We start from the raw sequence: 22678 nt of genomic DNA on the forward strand, positions 1-22678 counted from the left end.
GAGGCCTTGAACGGAGTTCGGATAGGTTCACCATCACTCGCAAAAAGATTCTTTTCACCGGAGGCACCGGAAACATGACTCAACTTCAGACCATTGGCATCTTCGCATTTGCACTCGTAGCGATAGTTACAGCAGTGCAGGATGCCAACGCACAATATACTCCGGTGTTTTTCGATGAATTCGCTGTGAGCGCCGACTCAAGTGATGTGAATTTCGAATATGACACGCGTCAAACGGGCGATCTTGCGCCGATTCCTTACGTGGGGGTTCCGGAGGTGCCGGCGGAATTCCAGCAACAGCTATTTAGCACCGAAACTGCTGCCAATCAGCCGCTGCAGTTGGCCGAAGTTGGCAACAATCCCCCGGGAGCTGGCCCAATATGGTCGTACAGGACGATGGTTTCTCCCGACTTCAACTTTAATGGCACGAACAATGGAGAAGTCGTCGGCAAGCGCATAACCTTTGACCTAGACGTTGGAGTCTTTGCCGAAGACCCTGGTACGGGAATCTACACTCAGGCGGGCTTTACTGTTGGTGCGCAATCCACACTCATCGATAGCGAGGATCAGATCTCGACCCAAAACGCTGACCCAATTAGTGAGTATTTCGGTATTCAGTTCGTTGAGGATACTCTCAATGGCAACGAGCCCTTCCTTCAGGCATTTGCTGATGGCTTCATGGTGGACGGGGTGTTTGTTCCCGGTGACTTCAATGGTGACTTTGAAGTAAATCTTGCTGACTACACGGTGTGGCGTAACAACCTGGGTAGCTCGGAAGCGCTGAACAACGACAATAACCTTGGAACACCGGTTGGTAGTGCACATTACGACTTGTGGAAGAGCAACTTCGGACAGAAGGGACAGATTCCAGGAGTTTTTATCCCGCATGGTGGTGGAACTGACAACCTTAGTGTTGAGATACTCATAGACGACCCCGCAGATGGCAACCCTTGGGATGGCGTGGGATCGACCGTAATTGACGTCATTGTCGATGGCAATCACGTGTATAGCTACACAAAAGGTGACGGAGGGTTTACCGACAACTACATTACTCTGTTCGGTGGTCGTCAGCTGAACAGCAACTTGCTAGCCACCCACACCTTCGACAACTTTACGGTCTATTCTGCCCCCGGTGCGTCATCCGCTGCGGGGCTAAGCGCCCACACAACGGTACCAGAACCTAGTTCGAGCATTCTTGCCGCACTAATGATCGCCGCCTGTGCTTTCACTACAAGGCTTCGCAAGCCGGCGTGCTAAGTGCAACACTGGTTAGCCCTTGGCTAATGAGACATCTAAACTAGATAGGAACAATCCCATGCAGAGTATCCGCCGCGCTTTTACATTGGTGGAACTTCTAGTTGTGATTGCCATCATAGGCATTCTCGTCGCCCTGCTATTGCCAGCGGTGCAAGCGGCACGTGAAGCTGCACGACGGTCACAATGCGTCAACCACTTGAAGCAGTATGGTCTTGCTCTTCACAACTACCACGACACTCGAAAACAGTTTCCTCCGGGAGGCGTGATTGGCTGGACACTAGATCCGATGAGATTTAGCGCACCTAATAACACCTCATCTGGTGAGTGGCTTAATGATCACGGAAACTGGATTTGCCGTGTACTTCCTTTTCTGGAGGAGCAAGCCCTTGCTGATTCGATGCCCGATCTAGAAGATCCCGATATAGTGGATCCGATCAATTCGGTTTGGCTGAATCAATTTGAAGGAAAGATCCCGCCGCCGCTCTCCATGGGACGATGTCCCAGCGACGGGTTTGGCACAAGTGAGCCATTTCTTAATTATTCAGGTAGCACCGGCCCCATGACCATTCCTTCTACGTGCGGTGCCCGAGGGCAGGTGTTTGACCTGAACCTTGATTCGATGGGAATAACCGTTCCTTTCATCGACGCCGGTCTATGCCCCGATCCTAAGCAGTGTCCCTTGACTGGGATGTTCAACAGAATCGGCTACCATAAGGTGTCGCTTAAGAAGGTCACTGACGGAACCACAAACACGTTACTATTAGGTGAAACGCTGGTCGACCGATCGGCCCACACGCTCGACATCGCGCGCATACGAGGATACTGGGCCGGACATGACAATGGAGCTGCACATGCCGGCACCATTCCATCGATCAACTGGCCCGTCGACACTGCAGTTGAATCGTGTAGCCAAGGTGCCCAGTTCTATCGCTACAACTACCATGTTGCGATGGGGTTTGAGTCGAATCATCCAGGTGGTGCGAATTTTACACTTGTGGATGGTTCAGTACGCTTTATCAATGACTCCGTTGACTTCCGCACTTTCCAGCTTCTGGGAACCAAGAACGACGGATTGGTCATCTCAACCGACTTCTAAGGTCCTAGTGAGCTGCTAGAAAGTTAGAAACCGATGCGCGTAGAGAACCCAAGTCTTATTATGGTTGTCCGTGACGCTCTTGCCTGCGCCGTGGCCCTTGCAATCCTTCCACTTGTAGGCTGTGGCGAACCTCGAGTTGTGAACATAAATCCGCAATTCACGATTGATGGCCAGCCGCTGCAGGAGGCATCTGTCACCTTTGTCCGGAGTGACGAAAGTGGTGGTCGTGCTGCGTTTGGAGTTACGGACGAGAAAGGAGTTGCCAAGCTGACGACCTACTCTCCAAATGATGGCGTTCCGCCAGGAAAGTACAACGTGGTCGTCATCAAAGCGCCGGAGAACGCGCACACGTATGAAGCAGTGCAGGTCGATGCTGATTCTCCAGAAGAGGTGCTGCGAAAATCTTCGATGAACCTGAAGCAGGAAGCTAGAATGAAGCGCGTGCGTAGCGTTCTTCCCGAACAATACTCGGACCCCGGTACGACACCACTTACTTGCACCGTGACAGGCTCTTCAGAGGATCCCGCATTCGAACTGGTTTCTAAGTAGTCTATAACGGCAATATTATCCTGCTGTGACGTCTCTAAACTGCATTCAGATGGCCCAATTTTGTACGAGAGCTGGTTGTGAGATCCCGAGTTTTGTTGAGCATATCGCTAGTCTTACTAACCATACTCACATTCGGTTCGCATCTCATTGCGCACCAGATACCGCTCGAGTCTCCTCCCCAGTCCGAGTTGGCAAGAACGCAGCCACCGCTGCAAGGCTCCGACAGGTTTTTGAGATCAGCTCCTGCGTACCTGCGACACCTCTGCAAGGAGGAGCAGCATTCCAAGCTAGACGACATCGAGCGGCGGCTCGCCGAGGCTAGCCACATACGCTGGGGGGCCGATGGTGTGCCGCAAAGCGTTGCTGAGTACCAGCGATGGAGGGCCGAAGGGGCTGTAATCGAACTGCTCACGACTCTCCCTGAGGTTTTGGAAATCGATGCCCAGAACAATGGCCCCACCGAAGAGTCTAGCGAGCATGTCCATGTCAACCGACAGTCGCCGTGCATCTTTCTAAAGATCCATACGGGAGAGGGCCCCATCGAGTTCTTCGAAGCCGACTGGAACCTGCAACGCGAGGCTCACCCCGAGGACTTTGAGGTGGTTGCGGCTGATCGTGGTACAACTTACGCACTACTCCGACTCACTGGCGTCCCTGCGGGCGATACCCAAGAGCGATTCTCCATCAGACGTCGGACCGACTCACGCCCATTTCGCTGGCACGGCGTGAAACTCACTACTTCGCCTTGGGGCAATCTGGCCATCGCCATAGAAGACGAAGATGGAAAGCCTGCCCCTGCGCTCATCCGCCTTCGGTCTGTCGCCGATGGATCTTTGTGGGAGTTGCCCGATGCAATCGACATGCGACCACAGCTCAACAACGTCGTCAATCAAGACTTCATCAGCTTTGAGCCAGGCCAGGGTTATACGTTCTTCCTGCCCGGAACACAGCGGGGGCGTTACTGGGTTGCGAAACCGACTAGCGAGATCCCGATCCCCGCAGGCGAGTGGGAAGTGCGAATTCAACATGGCACTGAGTATCTTCCAGTCGTCGATCGTGTGAAAGTCAGTCCCAATCAGTGGACTCGCAAAACGTACAAATTAGATCGATGGGTCGATATGCCATCCGAAGGATGGTGGTCCGGTGATGATCACGTGCACGCCCGTTTAATGAGCAAAGCGGATGCTGATCGGCTGATAACTTACTGCAAGGCAGTCGATCTACACGTTGCGAATGTATTACAAATGGGCGATGTCGCTCGCACCTACTACGCGCAACGCGGCTTTGGAACAGAATACCGGGTTGGAGAAGACAACTTTTGGCTTATCCCTGGCCAGGAGGATCCACGATCGGTACTCGGTCACGCAATAGGCCTGAACCTACAGGAAGAAGTTCGCGATCTCGAACTCTATCTACAAAACGACCTGCTTGCCGCGCGAATTCACCAGCAAGGCGGTCTATATGGGCATACTCACATGGGAGCGAATGCTTGCTTTGTTGATCGAGAAATGGCGCTCTTCACGCCGATGGACATCGTTGACTTCAATAGCATTATGCAAGCTTCTCTCGGTACAGAACTGTATTACGAAATGCTGAACCTCGGCTTCAAGATGACCGCTTCGGCGGGTGCCGACACCCCCTACGGCGGCACCATTGGTGCGGTACGTGTGTACGTCCACACTGGCAATACCGAGACCCTGGACCCCGACGCATGGTTCGACGCTCTGAAGGCAGGCCGAACATTCGTCACCAACGGACCGATGATCGACTTCACCGTCGAAGATCGCATGCCCGGCGACACCATTGAACTCTCTGGTGAACGAACTTTGAGTGTCAAAGTCCGAGCCAAGGGAGCACCAGGTGGATCTTCGGTGAAAAGTTTGAAGGTTGTCCAGTGTGGAGCAGTGGTTGGCGAAGAGGTATCGGACGACTCGAGCCGTGAAGAAGTCTCCCTCGAGATGACTGTCGACCCAGACCAAGGGTGCTGGATTGCCGTGCAGGCTACTGGCCACGATGGTTCCGAAGCACACACAACGCCGGTGTATGTGACCGTCAACGGAAGTCGCCACTGGGACTTGAAATCAGTTCCAAAGCTCATTGAGAAACAGTTAGCCAGATTGGACGATATCGAGTCTGCCCTGCAAGAGTCGGAGAACGCTGTAGAACGTAACAACGATCCCCTGGACTATTGGAACCAACTCAATGCGGGACAGGCGACTGCCGTTCGAGCCAGATTGGCCAAAGTCCGTGGCGTGTATGCCGAACTCCTCGAGCAATCGGAAATCCAGGCCGCCAAAAATTGATTCCGACCCTCTCGCAAGTGCCGTGGGACTTTGAAGCGGACCCAACTGGCATTATATGGCCAGTCTTAGTTCAGTCACATATCGCGACGCGAGCCCGCGTTGCTAGCAGGGGGATGGGTTCATTCTCGGCGCAGGCATCAATAGTTAAAGTGAGCAGACAATTCCACGGCAATCACGATGCGTACCCTAGTCCCCTGGACGTGGGCACGGTGATTCGACACGCTCCCCCAACGAGAAGGGTGAGAACCAGATTCACCCACAAAAACAGCGGTCGGGGAGGGATTCGAACCCCCGGTACCTTGCGGCACGCCGGTTTTCAAGACCGGTGCATTCAACCAGACTCTGCCACCCGACCAAGGTCGCATTTCTCGCCAAAAACCGCCCGTCGCAGCCCACTTTGCCGGACGCCCACCGGGCGATACAATGGCGAGTCTATGGTTAGTGGCACGATACCAGCAAGACACGTGCCTTGGCAAGTTGGTTCGTAGTTTGGGAGTCTGGTGCATGCCAGGTAGTGAACGTCAACGTGAGATCCGTCGTCGCCGCAAGCGGCAAAAGGCTTTGGAACACCTCAAGTCGCGCCTCGCAAAGGCTAGCGCCAGCGAGAAGGGTGAGATCGCTCGCAAGTTGCGCGCGATGACCCCGGGCGCCGAAGTGCTCATTCACAACTGGCAGCTCGAGGAAGTCGATCGCTAGGAAGGCTTACTTCCTAGCGAACGTGAACTCCTCGCCGCTATAGCCAATCTCCACCGTAGCTCCCTCGGGGAATTCTCCCTTCAGTAGCTCCGTCGCCAGCGGGTTCTGCAGTTGTTGCTGCACCACTCGCTTCAGCGGGCGTGCGCCGAACAACGGATCGTAACCTCGGTTGGCAATCTCCTGCCGTGCCGCGTCGGTCACCACCAGTTGCAAACCTTGCTTGGCCAGCAACTGCTCGAGGTGCGCGATCTGCAAATCGACGATCCGCCGAATCTCGTCCCGCGCCAGCGGCTCGAACACAATCGTCTCGTCGATGCGGTTAAGGAACTCCGGCAGGAACCGCGCCGATAGCGCGTCCATCACCGCGCGGTGCATCTCTTCGGTCGAGCCACCTTCGGCGGCCAACTCCTGAATCATCTGGCTGCCGACGTTCGACGTCATCACGATAATCGTGTTGGTGAAGTCGACCGTATGCCCGTGGTTGTCGGTCAGACGACCATCGTCCAAAACTTGCAACAGCACGTTAAACACGTCGCGGTGCGCCTTCTCGATCTCGTCCAAGAGCACCACGCTGTAAGGCCGGCGGCGGACCGCTTCGGTCAGCTTGCCACCTTCTTCGTAGCCCACGTATCCAGGAGGCGCGCCGATCAACCGGCTCACGGTGTGCTTCTCCATGAACTCGCTCATGTCCAAACGCACCATCGCGTTTTCGTCGTCGAACATTACTTGCGCGAGCGCCTTGCACAGTTCGGTCTTGCCCACACCCGTGGGACCGCAGAACAAGAACGAACCGATCGGGCGGTTCGGGTCCTGCAGACCGCTGCGGCTGCGGCGCACTGCGTTCGCCACCGCTTCCACGGCCGCGTCCTGTCCCACCACGCGTTGGTGCAAACGCTCTTCCAGCACCAGCAGCTTGGCCCGCTCGGTCTCCATCATGCGATTGACCGGGATGCCGGTCCACGCGCTGACCACCTCGGCAATCTCGTCGGGGCCGACTTCCTGGCGCAGTAGCTTCCGCTTCGACTCGGTTTGCTGCGCTTCGGCTTCTTCCTGGCGGGCTTCGATCTCCTCCAGTTGCTTCTCGAGCTTCGTTCGCGCCTGATCCAACTCGTATAACTTCTGATAGTCGCGCTCGTCGACCAACTGCCCGGTCGACTGCTTCTCGTTGAGCGTGGCGGCTTGATGCTCGTACGCCAGCTTCGCTTCTTCCAATTGTTGGCGCACACTGGCCACGTCGCCAACGCCCAGCTTCTCGGCCTCCCACTGTTCGCGCAGGCTCGCCAACTGGTGCCGTAGCTGCTCCATCTCGATATTGATTTCCGCCAGCCGCTCCTTGGCGTGCTCTTCGGTCTCTTCGGCCAACTGACGCGCAGCCAGCTCCAACTGCGTGACGCGTCGCTGGACCTCGTCGATCTCCTGCGGCACGCTTTGCAACTCCATCGCCAACCGGCTCATCGCTTCGTCCACCAGGTCGATCGCCTTGTCGGGCAAGTGACGATCGGAGATGTAACGATCCGACAGCTCGGCGGCCGCCACCAGCGCCGAGTCCTTCACTTTCACGCCTTGGTGATGCGCTTCGTAGCGCGGCTTCAGTCCACGCAAGATGGCGATCGTATCTTCCACGCTCGGCTCGCCCACAAACACGGGCTGGAACCGCCGCTCCAGGGCCGCGTCCTTCTCGATGTACTTGCGGTATTCGTCGAGCGTCGTCGCGCCGATGCACCGCAGCTCGCCGCGCGCCAAAGCTGGCTTCAGCAGATTCGCCGCATCGCCGGAACCCTCGGCCGCTCCCGCGCCGACTACTGTATGCAACTCGTCGATGAACATGATCACGCTGCCGGCCGCGTCTTCCACTTCGCGGAGCACCGCCTTCAAGCGTTCTTCAAACTCACCACGGTACTTCGCGCCGGCCACCAGCGCGCCCATGTCGAGCGCCACGACGCGGCGGCCCTTCAAGCTCTCCGGTACGTCGCCCTGCACGATGCGCAGCGCGAGCCCTTCGGCGATGGCCGTCTTGCCGACGCCGGGATCGCCGATCAGCACCGGATTGTTCTTGCGACGCCGCGAAAGCACCTGAATCACGCGGCGGATCTCGTTGTCGCGGCCGATCACCGGATCGAGCTTGCCCGCTTGCGCCCGATCCACCAGGTCGATGCCGTATTTCTCCAGCGCCTGAAACTTGCCTTCGGGCTCCTGATCGGTCACGCGGGCCGAACCGCGAACCTGCTGCAGCGCGGCCATCAAATCCTTCTCGGCCACCGCACACAGTTCGAGCGTGTCCTTGGCCTTCGAGGGAGTTTTGGCCAGCGCCAACAACAAATGCTCGGTCGAGACGTACTCGTCGCGCATCGTCTCCGCTTCGCCGGCCGCCGCTTCCAGCACCTGACTCAAGTTCGCACCGATGCCCGGCGGCGAACCGCCCGAACTCTTCGGCAGTCGGCCAAGCTCCGAGTCGACCATCGACTGGATCTGCCCGACGTTGGCGTTCATCTTCGCCAACACAGGGCGCACGATGCCCTCGGTCTCGGCCAACAGCGACGAGAGCAGATGCAACGGCTCGATCTGCGGATTGCCAGCATCCGCTGCAAGCTCCTGCGCACGCTGCACCGCTTCTTGAGCCTTGAGGGTCAGTTTGTCGAATCGAAAAGCCATGTTGGTTGTTTAGTAAGTGAGTAGGTTAGTAAGTGAGTAAGTGAGCAGCGTGGGGTGGCGGTGGTCGAGTTGAGCTCGCCCACAGTGGTAACAACTGGGGGCTCGCTTCACTCGACCCCAGCCACCCGCCGCGAGCCCACAGCCACCCTTTAATCTTGAATGGGATCAGGACTTACTCCTTCAAATGTCATCTTCACAGTTTGGATCATTCCGTCGTCGTTGAACTCGAGTTTGTCTACACACGTAACGCGATGGTCGCGATCTTTGTTCGGTATCGGGCGGCGATGGTACACGATGTACCAGTTGCCGCTGGTTGGTGACCGTAGCACCGAGTGGTGTCCGGCGCCGGTCGCGATGTTTTTATCCGACTCGAGCACCGTGGCCACGCGCTTGAAAGGACCCGTCGGCGAGTCGCTCATCGCGTAAGCCACATGGTAGGTGCCATTTGTCCAACCACCTTGCGACCACATGAAATAGTACCGGCCGTCGCGCTTGAACATCACCGGTCCTTCCACGTACCCGCGGGGCGTGATTTCGTGGAACAGTTGTCCGTCGTCAAAAGGTTCAAAGCCCGTGAAGTCGTCGTTCAGTCGGCCGACATTGCAGTGGCCCCAGCCACCGTAGTACAGGTACCATGCGCCGTCGTCGTCCTGGAACACACACTGATCGATCGGTTGGGCGTCGTGGTGGAACTCGGCGATCAGCGGTTTGCCCAACAGGTCCTTGAAAGGACCTTCGGGCCGATCGGCCACCGCCACGCCGATGCCGCCGGTGTGGTTGTTGGGGTTATCTTTGTCGTACAGCGGTCCGCCCGGCCGCTGCAGATCATTGGCGGCGAAGAACAAGTAGTACTTGCCGTCGCGCTCCACACAGCACGGCGCCCACATCGCCCGGCGTGCCCAGGTAATGTCGTCGGCCGTGAGGATCCGCTTGTGCTTCGTCCAGTTCACCAGGTCCGGCGAGCTGAACGCGTCGAAGTAGACCTGCTCGTCGTATTTCGCGCTCGTCGTGGGGTAAATCCAGTAACGATCGCCAAACACGGCCACCTCCGGATCGGCATACCAACCCGGATCGATGGGATTCTTGGCCACGGCCGTTCCGAACGTGGCCACGAGCGACAGCGCTACGCAAGTTGTGATTCGTCGAAGCATGAATAGTTTTGAAAGCTTGAGGTCTCGATTTGAGATAGCCGACGAGCTACGCCTCGTCGGAATTTGCCCTTTATTCGTTTTGTCCCAGCGGAGTTTTGCCCCAACTGGTTTTGTCCCCTGAGTTTTGCCCCGCGGGGTTTTGTCCCCACATACGATCCATTGGCCCAAAACCCCCTGCGTGCTGCTCCCTCTCAATCGCATTTCTCACTGTTTTTAAAGGGTCTTCTCGCAATTCAGGGGATCCAATCCCCCAGGGTTTCGCCCACCGGTTTCCCGCATGGCCCAAAACCCCATCCGTTGGGGCAAAACCCCTTTTGGTCATTTGGGGTGCCTGTGGTCGAGCTCCGCGAGGTGCACAGCAACACCCCCCGTGCGGCGTTTCACTCTCCAGCACCCCGCATTTTATCAAACGGGTGTAAGATTCCAATCACGAGGATTCGCCACTCACTCCCCGTCGTTCTCCTCACTCTCCACCTGCTCATCCTCGGCCGCGACGTGATACTCGACCGAAGGCCGAGTCAGCCGATCCAGCTCCCACGCGGCTGCCTTCACGCCACCGCTCTTCGGTTGGTTGTTCCGATAGTAAATGTACCCCCGCACCTCGAGCCACAACGCCAGCCGATGCAGCAGGTACAGCCCCACGACAATCGCGACGGCTCGAATGCCGACGTACCATGCAAGTTGCTGGGGGGTCATGGGGATTGTTGAACATTCGGCAAGGATTCAGGATTTGAAGCCCTGTTAAGAGATTCCTCCTTCCAGGGCGTTTCATATGTATACCCCAACTCCTTGGCCCTTTGACGATGTTGATTCGCCAAGTCTTCGTCTCCTAGCGCAGAGCAAATCAGTGCGAATAGAAAATACTGAGGGCCTTGAAATCCAGGCTTGGATTCCAACTTTTCCGCCGCTTTGAACGCACGCTGGTAGCATTCCTCAGCTGCCGGCTTTCCTTCTTTCCTGAGTAAGAGTGCCGTGTGATAAAGCACCGCTGGATGGTCCTTTTTGAGTCTAAGGGCCTTCGCAAGTTCGATCTTCGCCTCGGATTCCCTTCCGCTCTTTAGGTACGCTTCAGCAAGCGGCGATAGCACCAGCACAGACTCCAAATCCTCCTCCGCTTTTCGCAGATTTTGAATTGCATCGTCGTACTCTGTTAAATGGAGTTCGCACTCTGCTAGAGCAATCAAATACAAGGCTCGACCATTTCGGAGTTCTTGAGTATCACTTCCTGAATCTTCATACTCGGAAAGGATTTTCTTCAATAGCGGGATAGCTTCTTGGTACCGTTGGGTGCGAACGTAGTTGTGCGATAACACTGGAATGACATATGGATCCTCTGGGCTCTTCTTAAACGACTCTTCGAGTACCTCGTTGGCCTTGAGCGTTTCCTTGGTGCGAATAAGTGCCTCAGCATAAAAGGGCGCTATCGTGGTGTGGTGCTTTGATTGCTTCCATGCTCGCTCCAAGAGTGCAACTGCTTCGTCATGATTTCCTTTGACGGAATGACATATCCCGCTTCCGAGGGCCACTACGGCGTTACCCTCGTAAACTTCTGCTGCAACATCGAGGTCAGATGCATGGTCCGTTGCAATAGAGTGCAGCTTTTTCCTGTCTCCATCGCGAGATGCCTCGATTAACTCGCCGGCGAGTTCCATCGCAGCCTGCTCTTCAAGTGCGGCGAGGCAGACTAGAGGCCAAGCCCAAGAAAATGCGAGCACGACCGGAATGATCCAATTGCAGTTACTCATGTAGCCCCCTCCAAGATTGATCCAAATTCGAATTCGAAATGATAGCTACCCAACCTGAGCAGCTACATTCTATCGAAGCGATAATTAAAGTTAGCAACATCTATTTCGGATTTAGCTTACAATGCGTATGACTCTCTACTCACAAACAATGCCACTGCCGAACGAAGTCGACAGTGGCACTTTGGACTTACTCACGGACCGCGTGGCGGTCCGGCTAATCAGAAGCTAATAGCTGATAGCTCTTAGTCCTCTTTCACCTCAAACTCGGCGTCCACCACGTCGTCGTCACCGCCTTGGCCGGCAGTGGCGCCGACTGTTTGGTCGTCGACGTTCGATCCGTCGGCGGCGGCCTGCTTGTACAGCGACTCGCTCATCGCGTGGCTGGCCGCTTCCAACTCGGCGATGGCCGACTTGATCTTCTCCGGATCGTCCTCCTTGGCCGCCTCGCGAACCTTGGTCACGGCCGCTTCGATCGGCGCCTTGTCCGCGTCGGAGATCTTGTCGCCCTGATCCTTGAGCGTCTTCTCCACCTGGTAGGCCAAGCTGTCGGCGCGGTTCCGCTGTTCCACCAGCTCGCGCTTCTTCTTGTCCTCCTCGGCGTGAGCCGCGGCGTCCTCTTGCATCTTCTTGATCTCGTCTTCCGAAAGACCCGAAGACTGCTCGATCTTCACCGTTTGCTCGGTGCCGGTGCCCAGGTCCTTGGCCGCCACGTTCAAAATGCCGTTGGCGTCCAGGTCGAATTTCACCTCGATCTGCGGCACCCCCCGCGGCGCGGGCGGAATGCCTTCGAGGTTAAACTCGCCGAGCAGTCGGTTGTCGGCACACATCTCGCGTTCGCCTTGGAACACGCGGACGGTCACCGCGGTCTGGTTGTCGTCGGCGGTGCTGAACACCTGCTTGCGTTCGACCGGAATGGTGGTGTTCTTCTCCACTAGCTTGGTCATCACACCGCCCAGGGTCTCAATGCCGAGCGACAGCGGAGTGACGTCCAACAGCAGAATGTCCTGCACGTCGCCCGCCAGCACACCACCTTGGATGGCAGCGCCCACGGCCACGACTTCGTCGGGATTCACGCCCTTGTGCGGATCCTTGCCGAAGATCTTCTTCACCAGTTCCTGCACCTTGGGGATACGCGTCGAACCACCCACGAGCACGACTTCGTCGATCTTCGAGGGGTCGAGCTTCGCGTCTTCCAGGGCCTGCAACACGGGACCACGCACACGCTCCACCAACCCGTCGACCAGCTCTTCGAACTTGGCGCGGGTGATGTTCATCTGCAAGTGCTTCGGACCGCTGGAATCGGCCGTGATGAACGGCAGGTTGATGTCGGTCGACTGCGCGGAGCTGAGTTCCTTCTTGGCCTTTTCGCAAGCTTCCTGCAGACGCTGCAGGGCCATCTGGTCCTTGCGGAGGTCGATGCCCTGATCCTTCTGGAACTCGCCGGCCACGTAGTTGATCAACTCTTCGTCGAAGTCGTCGCCACCCAGGTGGGTGTCGCCGTTGGTGCTGATGACGCGGAACACGCCATCGGCCACTTCGAGGATCGACACGTCGAACGTACCGCCACCGAGGTCGAACACGCAGATGGTCTCTTGCGTTTTCTTATCGAGACCATAAGCGAGCGACGCGGCGGTCGGCTCGTTGATGATACGCGCGACTTCCAACCCGGCGATCTGCCCGGCGTCTTTGGTGGCCTGACGCTGCGCGTCGTTAAAGTAAGCCGGCACGGTGATCACGGCCTTGTTCACCTTGTGACCAAGGTACGCCTCGGCCGACTCCTTGAGCTTCACCAACACCTTGGCGGAGATCTCGGGCGGAGTGAACTCCTTGTCGCCCACTTTCACTTTCACGTAGTCGTCGCTGCCGCCGATTACCTCGTACGGCACCATCTTCTCTTCGCTCGCCACTTCGCTGTGACGCCGGCCCATGAACCGCTTAATGGAGTACACGGTCTTAGCAGGGTTGGTGACCGCCTGACGGCGCGCGGGCTCGCCGACCAGGACTTCGCCCTTGTCGGTGAACGCCACAACGCTCGGCGTCAGCCGGTTGCCTTCGGGGTTGGGAATGACCTTGGCCTCTTTGCCTTCCATCACGGAAACCACCGAGTTGGTAGTGCCCAGGTCGATGCCAATGATTTTTTCGCCAGTTGCCATGAGAATCCTCTCTCTCTCGCGATGGACTCGCGGGTGTCAAATGCCGCCGAACGCGCCGGCGACCTGAATTTCGGATTGCGGAATATGTGGAATTGGGTTTTGTAAAATCGTATTCGCTCGGCCCGTACGGACCGGTACGCCGAAGGAAGAAAGCAAAGGGTGTGCCGGTCCCCCTGGCAAAAGCGGCGATTTGCTGTAAGATGCTTGAAAACAACAACTTACGGCACGCGAAAACCAGCATTTCGAAGCCCTGCAACCGCCCGAGGGCTGCCAAATTGACTGCCACCCCCGCGCCAGCACCCGCCGGCCCCACCAAACTGGCAGTCAACTTGGCAGTCGGCCGAAAGCAACTTGGCCGCCGATAAGGACTTAGAATTGCGTGGCAACCGCTCGCGGCTTAGCCCGCATGCCCGCAAAAAGACTCCCATGGCAAAGAAGAAAAAGACAACTCGAAGCACCGGACCCAAGCGGGAGATCGACAGCGTGGATCGCGAGATCCTCCAGTTGCTGGAGCGCCGCGCCGAGTTGGCTGCCGACTCGAAGCAGGTGATCGACGACGCGGCGACCAAGGCCGCCAAGCGCAATCGCGGGCCGCTGGCCGCGGAGGCCGTGTCCGCGGTGTTTCGCGAGATTGTCGCCGCGTGTCGCACGCTCACCACCAGCGAGCGCATCGCCTATCTCGGGCCCGAGCACACCTTCAGCCACATTGCGGCCATCGAGCACTTCGGCGCGGCGGCCGATTTGGTTCCCGTGGCCACCATCGCAGCGGTGTTCGAGGAAGTGGAGCAAGGCACCGCGGCGTTTGGCATCGTGCCGATGGAGAACTCCACCGATGGCCGCGTGACCGATACGCTCGAGTGCTTCGCCAAGGCGAACGTGAGCATTTGCGGCGAGCTGCCGCTGGTGATTCACCACTGCTTGTTAGGCAGTGGTACCAGGGCGCAGGTGCAGCGCGTCGAGAGCAAGCCGCAGGCGCTGTCGCAGTGCCGCAACTGGTTGGCCAGGCATTTGCCAAACGCCGAGTGTCACCCCATGGCCAGCACGGCCGAAGCTGCCCAGACTGCCGCGGCCGATCCCACCGTGGCCGCCATCGCCAGCGCCCAGGCGGCGGCCCAGTATGGCCTTTCGGTGCTGGTGGCGAACATTGAAGACAACAAGGACAACGTTACCCGCTTTGCCGTGATCGGCCGCGAGATGGCCGCCAAGACCGGCAACGACAAGACCGCCCTGATGCTCGAAATCAGCCACGAGCCCGGCGCGCTGGCCGACGCCATGGCCGTGTTCAAGCGCAACCGCCTGAACATGACCTGGATCGAGAGCTTCCCCGTAGCGGGCAGCCGCGGGCGGTATCTGTTCTTCATCGAGTTCGTCGGTCACTCGACCGAAGCCCGGGCCAAGAAGGCCATCGCGGCACTGGAGAAGAAGGCCCAGCAGTTGGTGGTGCTTGGGTCCTATGCGCATCGGGAGCCGATCGGCTAGGATTTGGGGGACATTTCGTAGCTGGATTCGCAAGAATTCAGACTCCTCCCAGGCCCGAATTCTTGCGAATCCGGCTACCGTCCCCAGCCCCCCGCTCCCAGCCCTATGATCATTATCCTGAAACACGGCGCGACCGACGAGCAAATCGACCACGTGGTCGAGCGGATCGAGGCGATGGGCCTCAAGCCCCACTTGAGCAAAGGCACCTATCGCACTGTGATCGGGGTGATTGGCGACGAGGAGAAGATCCAAACCGCCCCGCTGACCGCCATCCCAGGCGTGGAAGACGCCATGCCGGTGATGCCGGCCTACAAGCTGGCCAGTCGCGAGGCGCACCCGCAGCCTTCGGTAGTCGAAATCGGATCGGGCAAAGCAACAACCAAAATCGGCGGCGGCCACTTCGGCATGATCGCCGGGCCGTGTGCGATCGAGAGCGCCGAGCGGCTCGACGAGATCGCCGGCGAGATCAAAGCGGCCGGCGCCAACGTGCTGCGCGGCGGGGCATACAAGCCGCGGACCAGTCCTTACTCGTTCCAAGGGCTCGGCGAGGAGGGCCTGAAGATCCTGCGCGAGGTCGGCGACAAGCACGGCATGCCGGTCGTCACCGAAGCGATCGACCCCCGCCATGTAGAGCTGATCGCCGAGTACACCGACATGATTCAGCTCGGCGCGCGGAACATGCAGAACTTCGTTCTCTTGACTGAGGTCGGCATGACCAAGAAGCCGGTGCTCTTGAAGCGCGGCATGGCGGCCACGATCAAGGACCTGCTGATGAGCGCCGAGTACGTGATCGCCAACGGCACCACCGAAGTGGTGCTGTGCGAGCGCGGCGTAAAGGGCTTCGACAACTCGTGCCGGAACATGCTCGACATCGCCGCGGTGCCGCAAGTGCAGTTGATGTCGCACCTGCCGATCATCGTCGACCCCAGCCACGCAACCGGCCGCCCCGAGCTGATCCCCGCCTGCGCCTTGGCTGCTGCGGCCTGCGGCGCTGACGGAGTGCACATCGAGGTGCACAACTGCCCCGAAGATGCCATGAGCGATGGCCCCCAAGCCCTGTTGCCGGCACAATACAAAGAGGTCGCCGCGCAGATTAGGAAGGTGGCGGAGGCGGTGGGAAAGACGTTTTAGGGAATGACCAATGACGAATTAACAATGACCAGATCTAGCCGAGCATGTTGGTCATTGGTCATTCTCAATTGGTCGTTGGAATAACGATTCAACATTCAAACTGACACAGTATTAACATACCGAGGACCCAAACCATGCGTCGGACACTTATCGCTGGTAACTGGAAGATGAACACCGATCACGCTGCGGCCGTGGAGTTGGCCGAGGGCGTGGCGAAGGGCTCGGGCGACGTCGAGAACGCCGACCTGCTGGTCTGCCCGCCGTCGATTTACCTGGAGTCGGTCGGCAAGGCGCTCGACGGGTCGCCGGTCGCGTTGGGCGCTCAGAACATGTACGCCCAGCCGAACGGGGCGTTCACCGGCGAGATCAGCGCCGCGATGCTGACCGACATTGGTGCGGAGTACGTCATCCTGGGCCACAGCGAGCGACGGAATATCATGGGCGAGACCGACGCCATGGTGAACGAGAAGACTCTGGCCGCCCTGGAAGCTGGAATTGTGCCAATTGTCTGCGTGGGCGAGTTGCTTGAGCAGCGGGTGGCTGGCAAGACGGGCGAAGTGATCGCCGAGCAGTTTTCTGGCTCGCTGGCGGGGCTTTCGGCCGATCAGGTGGCCAAAATCGTGATCGCCTACGAGCCGGTGTGGGCCATTGGCACTGGAAAAGTGGCCACTCCCGAGCAGGCCGAGGAGGTGCATGCTGACCTTCGCAGATTGCTCACCGAAAGCTACAATGGCGAGATTGCCGACAAAGTCCGCATCCTGTACGGCGGTAGCGTCAAGCCGAGCAATGCCGCCGAGCTGATGGCGAATCCCAATGTGGATGGCGCCCTGGTGGGCGGAGCCAGCCTGAAGGCCGACGACTTCCTGGGCATCGCCAAGGCGGTTTGACACAGCACGTGATGCCTTAACCCAGACGAGATCGATGGAAATCCTATTTAAAATTCTGTTGTTCGTGATTGCCCTGTTCATGATCCTGCTGATCCTGGTTCAGCGGGGTCGTGGCGGCGGACTCGCCGGCGCGCTCGGCGGGCCCGGCGGCTCCAGCGCGTTTGGCGCCAAGGCAGGCGACGCGTTCACCAAGATCACCGCCTACACCGCCCTGCTGTGGATGTTCGTTTGCATCTGCGCAACGCTCTACTTCGCCAACGGGCGAGGCGGCGCTTCGGCCAGCAAGATGAGCGGACTGGACGACAAACGCTCGGCCACTGCTACCGACGAAGGGGGAGCAGGCGGCGCCGCGGAAGAGTCGGACACTGCAGGCGAGTCGGGTGACGCCGGCTCTGGCGAGTCTTCGGAAGCAGAGTAACCTCTTCGCTCCATCATCACGGAGGGTTACGTGCTCCTCAGCATGACTGGCTTCGGCGAAGCCCATAACCGGTTCGACTCGCTGTCGGTCGCAGTCGAACTGCGGACCATCAACAGCCGCCACTACAAACTGAGCCTCCGCACCAGCGAAGGCTACGGCGCGCTCGAACCACAGATCGACGCCCTGGTTCGCAAACGCGTGCGCCGCGGCACCGTGCAACTCAATCTGCACGTTCACCGCGATAGCAAACCGGACGACTACCGCATCAATGCCGAGGCGCTCAAGGCTTTTTACGAACAAGCCAAGGCTGTCGCGGTGAGCTGCGGCAGCGGCGAGCACCTCAACCTGGGGCACTTCCTGATGCTGCCCGGCGTGATCGACGACCGCCGCGCGCCGGAGCAGGACTCACAAGAGAGCTGGCCGCAGATCGAACCAACCTTGCGCGAAGCCCTCGCCGCGCTCACCAAGATGCGCGAAGCAGAAGGTCGGGCGCTGGCGACCGACTTGCTCGAGAACTGCAACGTGATCGATCAGCAGGTGGCGGCCATCGAGCACCGCGCGCCAAACGTGTCGGTCGGCTATCGCGAGCGACTCACCGAGCGCGTGAACCGCGCCCTGTCTGAGCTGAACGTCACGGTCGAGCCGGCGGATCTCTTGCGGGAAATGAGCCTGTTCGTCGACAAGAGCGACATCAGCGAAGAGTTGGTGCGGCTCAAGAGCCACCTCGCCCAGTTTGCCGAAACGGTGGACTCGAAGGAAAGCTCGGGCCGCAAGCTGGAGTTCATCTCACAAGAGATGGGCCGCGAAATCAATACCATCGGCTCGAAAGCCAACGACTGCGAGATCAGCCAGTACGTGGTGGATATGAAAGCCGCACTGGAACGCATCCGCGAACAAGTTCAGAACGTCGAATGACCAATGACGAATGGACAATGACCAAACCCCTCATTGGTCATTGCCAATTCGTCATTGGTCATTTTCGCTAAGCTTCCCCTGCCAAGGTCACTTTCCCCAACATGCCGACCGCGACCGACCAAGCAGGCCGCCTTGTCATCATTTCCGGCCCTTCGGGAGTCGGGAAGTCGACGATTGTGTCCGGCTTGATCGAGCGGCTGGCGCCGAAGATTCGGCTGAGCGTCTCGGCCACCACGCGGGACCCGCGGCCCGGGGAGGTCGACGGCCAGCAGTACCATTTCCTCTCGCCGCAGGATTTCGCGGCTCGCCGCGAGGCGGGGGATTTTCTGGAATGCATGGAGGTTTTCGGCCGCGGGCACTGGTACGGAACCCTTTTTGACGAGGTCAGGCCTAGCCTGGCTGCCGGGCAATGGGTTATTCTGGAAATCGACGTGGACGGTGCGCGCAAAGCCCGCGAGCAATTCCCCCAGGCGGTGACCATCTTTCTAACGGTCGGCGGCAACTCTGTTGAAGAGAGGGACCAGGAACTCGAGCGACGGCTCCGCTCCCGCAAGACCGACAGCGAAGAGGCCATCCTCCGCCGACTGGAAGTCGCCCGCCGCGAAATGGCCCAGGCACATACGTACAAGTACCAGGTGGTGAACGACCAGATCGAACCCACCATCCAGCAAATAGCCAACATCCTCACGCAAGAGGGACTCGAAGTATGATCGACGCGCTGAAAGAAGAAGAAATCGTCAACAAGGTGGGCGGCCGGTTCAAGCTCTCCACGCTGATCCAAAAGCGGCTGGTCGCCATCAACGGCGGCGCCCGCCCGCTGGTGGACGTGGAGACCGACGAGAAGATGGAAATCGTCGTGCAGGAAATCCTGCAAGACAAGATCTTCCTCGACTCCTCCGGCGAAGTCCGCCAGGTGGTCGGCGAGCCCAGCCCTATGGACGACGGCCCCGAAGTCGACCTGTCGGCACTCTAAGCGGTCGCGTTTGGCAGCCTTCTTTGGATTGCGCAATGACCAATGACGAATTAACAATGACCAACCCGCCCTTTGGTCATTGGTGATTCGTCATTGGTCATTTTCCGTTCCCAGTTGGCCCTTAGCAGAACTCACCCAGCTTTATGCCTTCCGAAATCCTCATCGGCGTCTCCGGCGGTGTGGCTGCCTACAAGACGGCCGCGCTGGTGAGCCAGCTCGTGCAGTCGGGCCACGGGGTGAGCGTGGTGATGACCGCCGCGGCCGAAGAGTTCGTCGGCCCGGCCACGTTCCGCGCGCTGACTGGCCGGGCAGTCGCAACACACTCCTTCCCGCCCAACAGCCACCCCCTGGGCCCCCACATCGAACTGGCCCGCCAGGCCGATCTCTTGTGCATCGCCCCGGCCACGGCCAACATCCTGGCCAAAGCGGCCCAAGGCATCGCCGACGACTTGCTCTCGACGCTGCTCCTGTCGTTCGAAGGCCCCGTGCTCATGGCGCCCGCGATGAACTGCGAAATGTGGTCGAAGCCGGCGGTCGAGCGGAACGTCGCGCAGCTTAAGGAAGACGGCGTGCATCTTGTAGGCCCCGACGAAGGCTGGCTCAGCTGCCGCGAGAAAGGCGCCGGGCGGATGAGCGAACCGGATGCGATTGCGGCGGAGATTGAGAAGCTGCTTGGTGGCTAGCGTTTTGAATTCGACGCGGATCTTCGCGTATCTAGGCAGCATTGGCGCGGATTGAACTAGAGGAACGAGCCCAGGCAAGTGAAGCGCAGGTTCAGCCGCGGAGCGGCGCCAGCGCATAGCCTGGGGCGCGAGCCCCAGGAGCACGTTAGCAGAAAACACTAGCCACGGAGTGGCGACAGTGCCCCTACCCCAATGCTCACTGCATCGTCAAACTCGAGGGCCGACGCGGTACAACTAACTTCACCTGACATGCCTTGGACTCCTACCACACTCTCAGAACTGCAGCGGATTGTCCGCCAAGAGCTACAGGAATGCAGTACAGAGGAACGTCAAGCCTATGTTGCAATAGAAACGGAGTTTGAGAAAGTCCCGATTGTACGATGCGAGAAGCTCGAATCAGTGTTCAGGGTCGCAAAGTATGCTGAGTGGCTCTTGGTTTTTGAAGACATCGAACAGGGATTTGAATGGTGCAAGCCTGACTCAGACGGTGTGATTCGCGAGTACAGCTGCGGGCAAGGTGGGCTTCAAGCGGCCCTGCAAGACTATGTCGAGCGCACGCAAGACTAAGGAAGTGCTGCTATGCTCCCAAACCAAGTCGCTGTCGCCGCTCCGCGGCTAGCGGTGGTGTTTAAACTCAGCCTTGGGGCTCGCGCCCCAGGCTATGCGCGATCGCCACTCCGTGGCTGTTCCATAGCTGCAAATGCCTGAAACACCTACACTATCTTCCGCTCCAACCCGCTAGATTCCGCGTTCCCACCCTACTCTGCCGTCTCCGCGACTCTGCGTGACATAAACCATGGCCAAAATCCTCATCACCTCCGGCCCCACTCGTCAGTACATCGATCCGGTGCGGTACCTCACCAACGCGTCGAGTGGACGTATGGGGGCGGCGCTCGCCGCGGCGGCGCTAGAGTTAGGGCATGAAGTAGTGATCGTCTCCGGGCCGGTGGAGGTGGAGTATCCGGAAGGTGCCACGGTGGTGCCGATCACTTCGACCGAGGAGTTGATGGAGGTCGCCCGGGAGCAGTTTGCCAGTTGCGATGGGCTCATCGGTGCGGCGGCGCCGTGTGACTATCGGCCGAAGCGGGTGGAGGATCACAAAATCCATAAGACCGGTGAACCTCTACTGCTGGAGCTTGTCGAAACAGACGATGTGGTGGCCACCCTGGGTGCCGAGAAAGACCTCGATCCTGAGGACAAGCGGCGGTGGGTGGTCGGATTTGCCCTGGAGACCGAGGACCATCGCCTGAGGGCGCTCGCGAAGCTGGAACGAAAGCACTGCGATCTGATGGTCTCCAACGGAGTGGAAGCAATGAACGCTCGGGAAAACACGGTCGAGATCCTTTGCCCCGAGGGCGATGTGCTGGCACAGTTCTCTGGCAGCAAAACCGATGTGGCTCGCGGTGTTCTCCGTCTGGTGGACGAGCGCTTGGTCCGCCGCAATCGCTAAACGAGGCGTCTTACCCCGTAGCGATTGCCCTTTTTTCCCGCTAAAATCAGCGGGTTGCTGCCCACTTCGTTCTCCCCTTCGTGCGTACCATGTCCAACCGTGTCGCCATCCTCGGAGCCTCCGGCTATACCGGTCTGGAACTCATTCGGCTGTTGCTCCGGCATCCTGAGGTCGTGCTCACCGCGCTGGGCACGCGGCAGGAGGAGAACCCTCACGTCGCCGAAGTCCATCCGCAGCTCACCGGGCAGTTGGACCTGCGGCTCGAACCGCTCACACCCAAACAACTGGCCCAGCGGGCCGATACGGTGTTCTGCTGCCTGCCGCACGCGGCCAGCGCCGAGGCGGTGGCGCAACTGCGCGAGCTTGATCTCGACGTGATCGACCTGAGCGCCGACTATCGGCTGCGAGACAAAGACGTTTACGAGCAGTGGTATGGCGTCACTCACCCCGACGCCGACCGATTGCCCGACGCGGTGTACGGCCTGCCGGAACTGTACCGCGCCCAAATCAAAGCGGCGCACCTGGTGGCCAATCCCGGTTGTTACCCGACGTCGGCCATCCTGGCCCTCTACCCGCTGCTGAAGGCTGGGCTCATTTCGCCCGCAGGCATTAACATCGACAGCAAGAGTGGTGTCTCCGGCGGCGGCCGCACGCCGAAGCCGGTGTTCCACTATCCCGAGTGCAACGAAAGCCTCATGGCGTACGGCGTCGGCACGCATCGCCACATGCCGGAGATCGATCAGTTCCTCACCGAGGCCGCCGGCGAGCCAGTCGAGGTGCTGTTCACGCCGCACCTGGTGCCGATGGACCGCGGCATTTTGAGCACCTGCTACGCAACGCCCATTGGCGACGCGACGACTGAAACGCTGATGGCCGCGCTGCGCGAAGCGTACGCCGACGAACCGTTCGTCGACGTGGTCGACGCCCCGCCCACCACGAAGCACGTCGCCTACACCAACCGCTGCCACGTGACCGCACGCGTGGTTCGCGGTCGGGCGCTAGTGATCAGCGCGATCGACAACCTGATCAAAGGCGCTAGCGGCGCGGCAGTGCAGAACTTCAACTTGATGAACGGATTCAAGGAAACCACGGCGCTCGTTTAGGAATCGACTCCCTCTCTCCTACCATTTCGCGACAACAA

20 protein-coding genes and 1 tRNA gene are annotated in these 22678 nt (G+C 58.9%); 15 read left to right on the forward strand and 6 right to left on the reverse strand.

Features of this window, described 5'->3' with window-relative positions:
- Nucleotides 1–74: 74 nt before the first annotated feature.
- From ACQK2L_RS27880 to ACQK2L_RS27895, 4 genes are all read left to right on the forward strand, one after another.
- Entirely contained in the window at nt 75–1256 is a 1182-nt protein-coding gene (locus ACQK2L_RS27880; RefSeq protein ID WP_425400327.1) for a hypothetical protein, read from the forward strand.
- A 58-nt stretch (nt 1257–1314) separates the two neighbouring features.
- Complete coding sequence (locus ACQK2L_RS27885) at nt 1315–2352, forward strand: DUF1559 domain-containing protein (protein ID WP_425400328.1); 1038 nt, start codon at nt 1315–1317, stop codon at nt 2350–2352.
- Between the two features lie 33 nt (nt 2353–2385).
- Complete coding sequence (locus ACQK2L_RS27890; protein WP_425400329.1) at nt 2386–2901, forward strand: carboxypeptidase-like regulatory domain-containing protein; 516 nt, start codon at nt 2386–2388, stop codon at nt 2899–2901.
- A 230-nt stretch (nt 2902–3131) separates the two neighbouring features.
- Entirely contained in the window at nt 3132–5204 is a 2073-nt protein-coding gene (locus tag ACQK2L_RS27895) for a CehA/McbA family metallohydrolase (RefSeq protein ID WP_425400330.1), read from the forward strand.
- A gap of 268 nt (nt 5205–5472) precedes the next feature.
- On the opposite strand, the gene ACQK2L_RS27900 is transcribed toward ACQK2L_RS27895, so the two are convergent.
- A tRNA-Ser gene (locus tag ACQK2L_RS27900) sits at nt 5473–5559 on the reverse strand.
- Between the two features lie 149 nt (nt 5560–5708).
- Between ACQK2L_RS27900 and ACQK2L_RS27905 the strand changes: the two genes are divergently transcribed.
- Nucleotides 5709–5900 carry a DUF6800 family protein gene (locus ACQK2L_RS27905; protein WP_425400331.1) on the forward strand — a complete coding sequence of 64 codons (192 nt, stop codon included), beginning with the start codon at nt 5709–5711 and terminating at the stop codon, nt 5898–5900.
- 6 nt (nt 5901–5906) lie between these two features.
- On the opposite strand, the gene clpB is transcribed toward ACQK2L_RS27905, so the two are convergent.
- The 5 genes from clpB to dnaK form a co-directional block, all read right to left on the reverse strand.
- Nucleotides 5907–8552, reverse strand: a complete 2646-nt coding sequence (gene clpB, locus ACQK2L_RS27910; protein ID WP_425400332.1) for an ATP-dependent chaperone ClpB — start codon at nt 8550–8552, stop codon at nt 5907–5909.
- 149 nt (nt 8553–8701) lie between these two features.
- Nucleotides 8702–9703, reverse strand: a complete 1002-nt coding sequence (locus ACQK2L_RS27915) for a glycoside hydrolase family 43 protein (protein ID WP_425400333.1) — start codon at nt 9701–9703, stop codon at nt 8702–8704.
- 444 nt (nt 9704–10147) lie between these two features.
- Nucleotides 10148–10399 carry a hypothetical protein gene (locus ACQK2L_RS27920; RefSeq protein WP_425400334.1) on the reverse strand — a complete coding sequence of 84 codons (252 nt, stop codon included), beginning with the start codon at nt 10397–10399 and terminating at the stop codon, nt 10148–10150.
- Nucleotides 10396–11448 (reverse strand): tetratricopeptide repeat protein, encoded by a 1053-nt coding sequence (locus ACQK2L_RS27925; protein WP_425400335.1) that lies wholly within the window; start codon nt 11446–11448, stop codon nt 10396–10398. The genes ACQK2L_RS27920 and ACQK2L_RS27925 overlap by 4 nt, the downstream gene beginning before the upstream one ends.
- A gap of 242 nt (nt 11449–11690) precedes the next feature.
- Nucleotides 11691–13601 carry a molecular chaperone DnaK gene (gene dnaK, locus ACQK2L_RS27930; RefSeq protein ID WP_425400336.1) on the reverse strand — a complete coding sequence of 637 codons (1911 nt, stop codon included), beginning with the start codon at nt 13599–13601 and terminating at the stop codon, nt 11691–11693.
- 426 nt (nt 13602–14027) lie between these two features.
- On the opposite strand from dnaK, the gene pheA reads away from it, so the two are divergent.
- The 10 genes from pheA (at nt 14028) to argC (ending at nt 22640) form a co-directional block, all read left to right on the forward strand.
- Nucleotides 14028–15080 carry a prephenate dehydratase gene (gene pheA / locus ACQK2L_RS27935; protein ID WP_425400337.1) on the forward strand — a complete coding sequence of 351 codons (1053 nt, stop codon included), beginning with the start codon at nt 14028–14030 and terminating at the stop codon, nt 15078–15080.
- Nucleotides 15081–15185: 105 nt separating this feature from the next.
- The gene (gene aroF, locus ACQK2L_RS27940; RefSeq protein WP_425400338.1) at nt 15186–16211 is read left to right on the forward strand and encodes a 3-deoxy-7-phosphoheptulonate synthase; all 1026 of its coding nucleotides are present in this window, start codon (nt 15186–15188) and stop codon (nt 16209–16211) included.
- A gap of 134 nt (nt 16212–16345) precedes the next feature.
- Complete coding sequence (gene tpiA, locus ACQK2L_RS27945) at nt 16346–17098, forward strand: triose-phosphate isomerase (protein WP_425400339.1); 753 nt, start codon at nt 16346–16348, stop codon at nt 17096–17098.
- A gap of 34 nt (nt 17099–17132) precedes the next feature.
- A complete protein-coding gene (gene secG / locus ACQK2L_RS27950; RefSeq protein WP_425400340.1) occupies nt 17133–17516 on the forward strand; it encodes a preprotein translocase subunit SecG in 384 nt (127 codons plus the stop codon).
- Nucleotides 17517–17546: 30 nt separating this feature from the next.
- A complete protein-coding gene (locus tag ACQK2L_RS27955; protein ID WP_425400341.1) occupies nt 17547–18431 on the forward strand; it encodes a YicC/YloC family endoribonuclease in 885 nt (294 codons plus the stop codon).
- A 101-nt stretch (nt 18432–18532) separates the two neighbouring features.
- Complete coding sequence (gene gmk / locus ACQK2L_RS27960; RefSeq protein ID WP_425400342.1) at nt 18533–19141, forward strand: guanylate kinase; 609 nt, start codon at nt 18533–18535, stop codon at nt 19139–19141.
- A complete protein-coding gene (locus ACQK2L_RS27965; protein ID WP_425400343.1) occupies nt 19138–19404 on the forward strand; it encodes a DNA-directed RNA polymerase subunit omega in 267 nt (88 codons plus the stop codon). Before gmk ends, ACQK2L_RS27965 begins: the two co-directional genes overlap by 4 nt.
- Nucleotides 19405–19547: 143 nt before the next feature.
- Nucleotides 19548–20087: a flavoprotein gene (locus tag ACQK2L_RS27970; protein WP_425400344.1), complete on the forward strand. Its 540-nt coding sequence runs from the start codon at nt 19548–19550 to the stop codon at nt 20085–20087.
- 796 nt (nt 20088–20883) lie between these two features.
- Complete coding sequence (locus tag ACQK2L_RS27975; RefSeq protein ID WP_425400345.1) at nt 20884–21537, forward strand: phosphopantothenoylcysteine decarboxylase; 654 nt, start codon at nt 20884–20886, stop codon at nt 21535–21537.
- Nucleotides 21538–21617: 80 nt separating this feature from the next.
- Nucleotides 21618–22640: an N-acetyl-gamma-glutamyl-phosphate reductase gene (gene argC / locus ACQK2L_RS27980; protein ID WP_425400346.1), complete on the forward strand. Its 1023-nt coding sequence runs from the start codon at nt 21618–21620 to the stop codon at nt 22638–22640.
- The last annotated feature ends 38 nt before the right edge of the window (nt 22641–22678 follow it).

The organism is Aeoliella sp. (genome assembly GCF_965227375.1).
GTDB lineage: Bacteria > Planctomycetota > Planctomycetia > Pirellulales > Lacipirellulaceae > Aeoliella.

Excerpts from the sequence above, each read along its gene's own strand:
- ACQK2L_RS27920 (WP_425400334.1), bottom strand. The coding sequence starts at position 10,399 with ATGACCCCCCAGCAACTTGCATGGTACGTCGGCATTCGAGCCGTCGCG.
- gmk (WP_425400342.1), top strand. The coding sequence starts at position 18,533 with ATGCCGACCGCGACCGACCAAGCAGGCCGCCTTGTCATCATTTCCGGC.
- ACQK2L_RS27970 (WP_425400344.1), top strand. The coding sequence starts at position 19,548 with ATGCCTTCCGAAATCCTCATCGGCGTCTCCGGCGGTGTGGCTGCCTAC.
- tpiA (WP_425400339.1), top strand. The coding sequence starts at position 16,346 with ATGCGTCGGACACTTATCGCTGGTAACTGGAAGATGAACACCGATCAC.
- ACQK2L_RS27975 (WP_425400345.1), top strand. The coding sequence starts at position 20,884 with ATGGCCAAAATCCTCATCACCTCCGGCCCCACTCGTCAGTACATCGAT.
- secG (WP_425400340.1), top strand. The coding sequence starts at position 17,133 with ATGGAAATCCTATTTAAAATTCTGTTGTTCGTGATTGCCCTGTTCATG.
- dnaK (WP_425400336.1), bottom strand. The coding sequence starts at position 13,601 with ATGGCAACTGGCGAAAAAATCATTGGCATCGACCTGGGCACTACCAAC.
- ACQK2L_RS27890 (WP_425400329.1), top strand. The coding sequence starts at position 2,386 with ATGCGCGTAGAGAACCCAAGTCTTATTATGGTTGTCCGTGACGCTCTT.
- clpB (WP_425400332.1), bottom strand. The coding sequence starts at position 8,552 with ATGGCTTTTCGATTCGACAAACTGACCCTCAAGGCTCAAGAAGCGGTG.
- aroF (WP_425400338.1), top strand. The coding sequence starts at position 15,186 with ATGATCATTATCCTGAAACACGGCGCGACCGACGAGCAAATCGACCAC.
- ACQK2L_RS27885 (WP_425400328.1), top strand. The coding sequence starts at position 1,315 with ATGCAGAGTATCCGCCGCGCTTTTACATTGGTGGAACTTCTAGTTGTG.
- ACQK2L_RS27915 (WP_425400333.1), bottom strand. The coding sequence starts at position 9,703 with ATGCTTCGACGAATCACAACTTGCGTAGCGCTGTCGCTCGTGGCCACG.
- pheA (WP_425400337.1), top strand. The coding sequence starts at position 14,028 with ATGGCAAAGAAGAAAAAGACAACTCGAAGCACCGGACCCAAGCGGGAG.
- ACQK2L_RS27925 (WP_425400335.1), bottom strand. The coding sequence starts at position 11,448 with ATGAGTAACTGCAATTGGATCATTCCGGTCGTGCTCGCATTTTCTTGG.
- ACQK2L_RS27880 (WP_425400327.1), top strand. The coding sequence starts at position 75 with ATGACTCAACTTCAGACCATTGGCATCTTCGCATTTGCACTCGTAGCG.
- ACQK2L_RS27905 (WP_425400331.1), top strand. The coding sequence starts at position 5,709 with ATGCCAGGTAGTGAACGTCAACGTGAGATCCGTCGTCGCCGCAAGCGG.
- ACQK2L_RS27965 (WP_425400343.1), top strand. The coding sequence starts at position 19,138 with ATGATCGACGCGCTGAAAGAAGAAGAAATCGTCAACAAGGTGGGCGGC.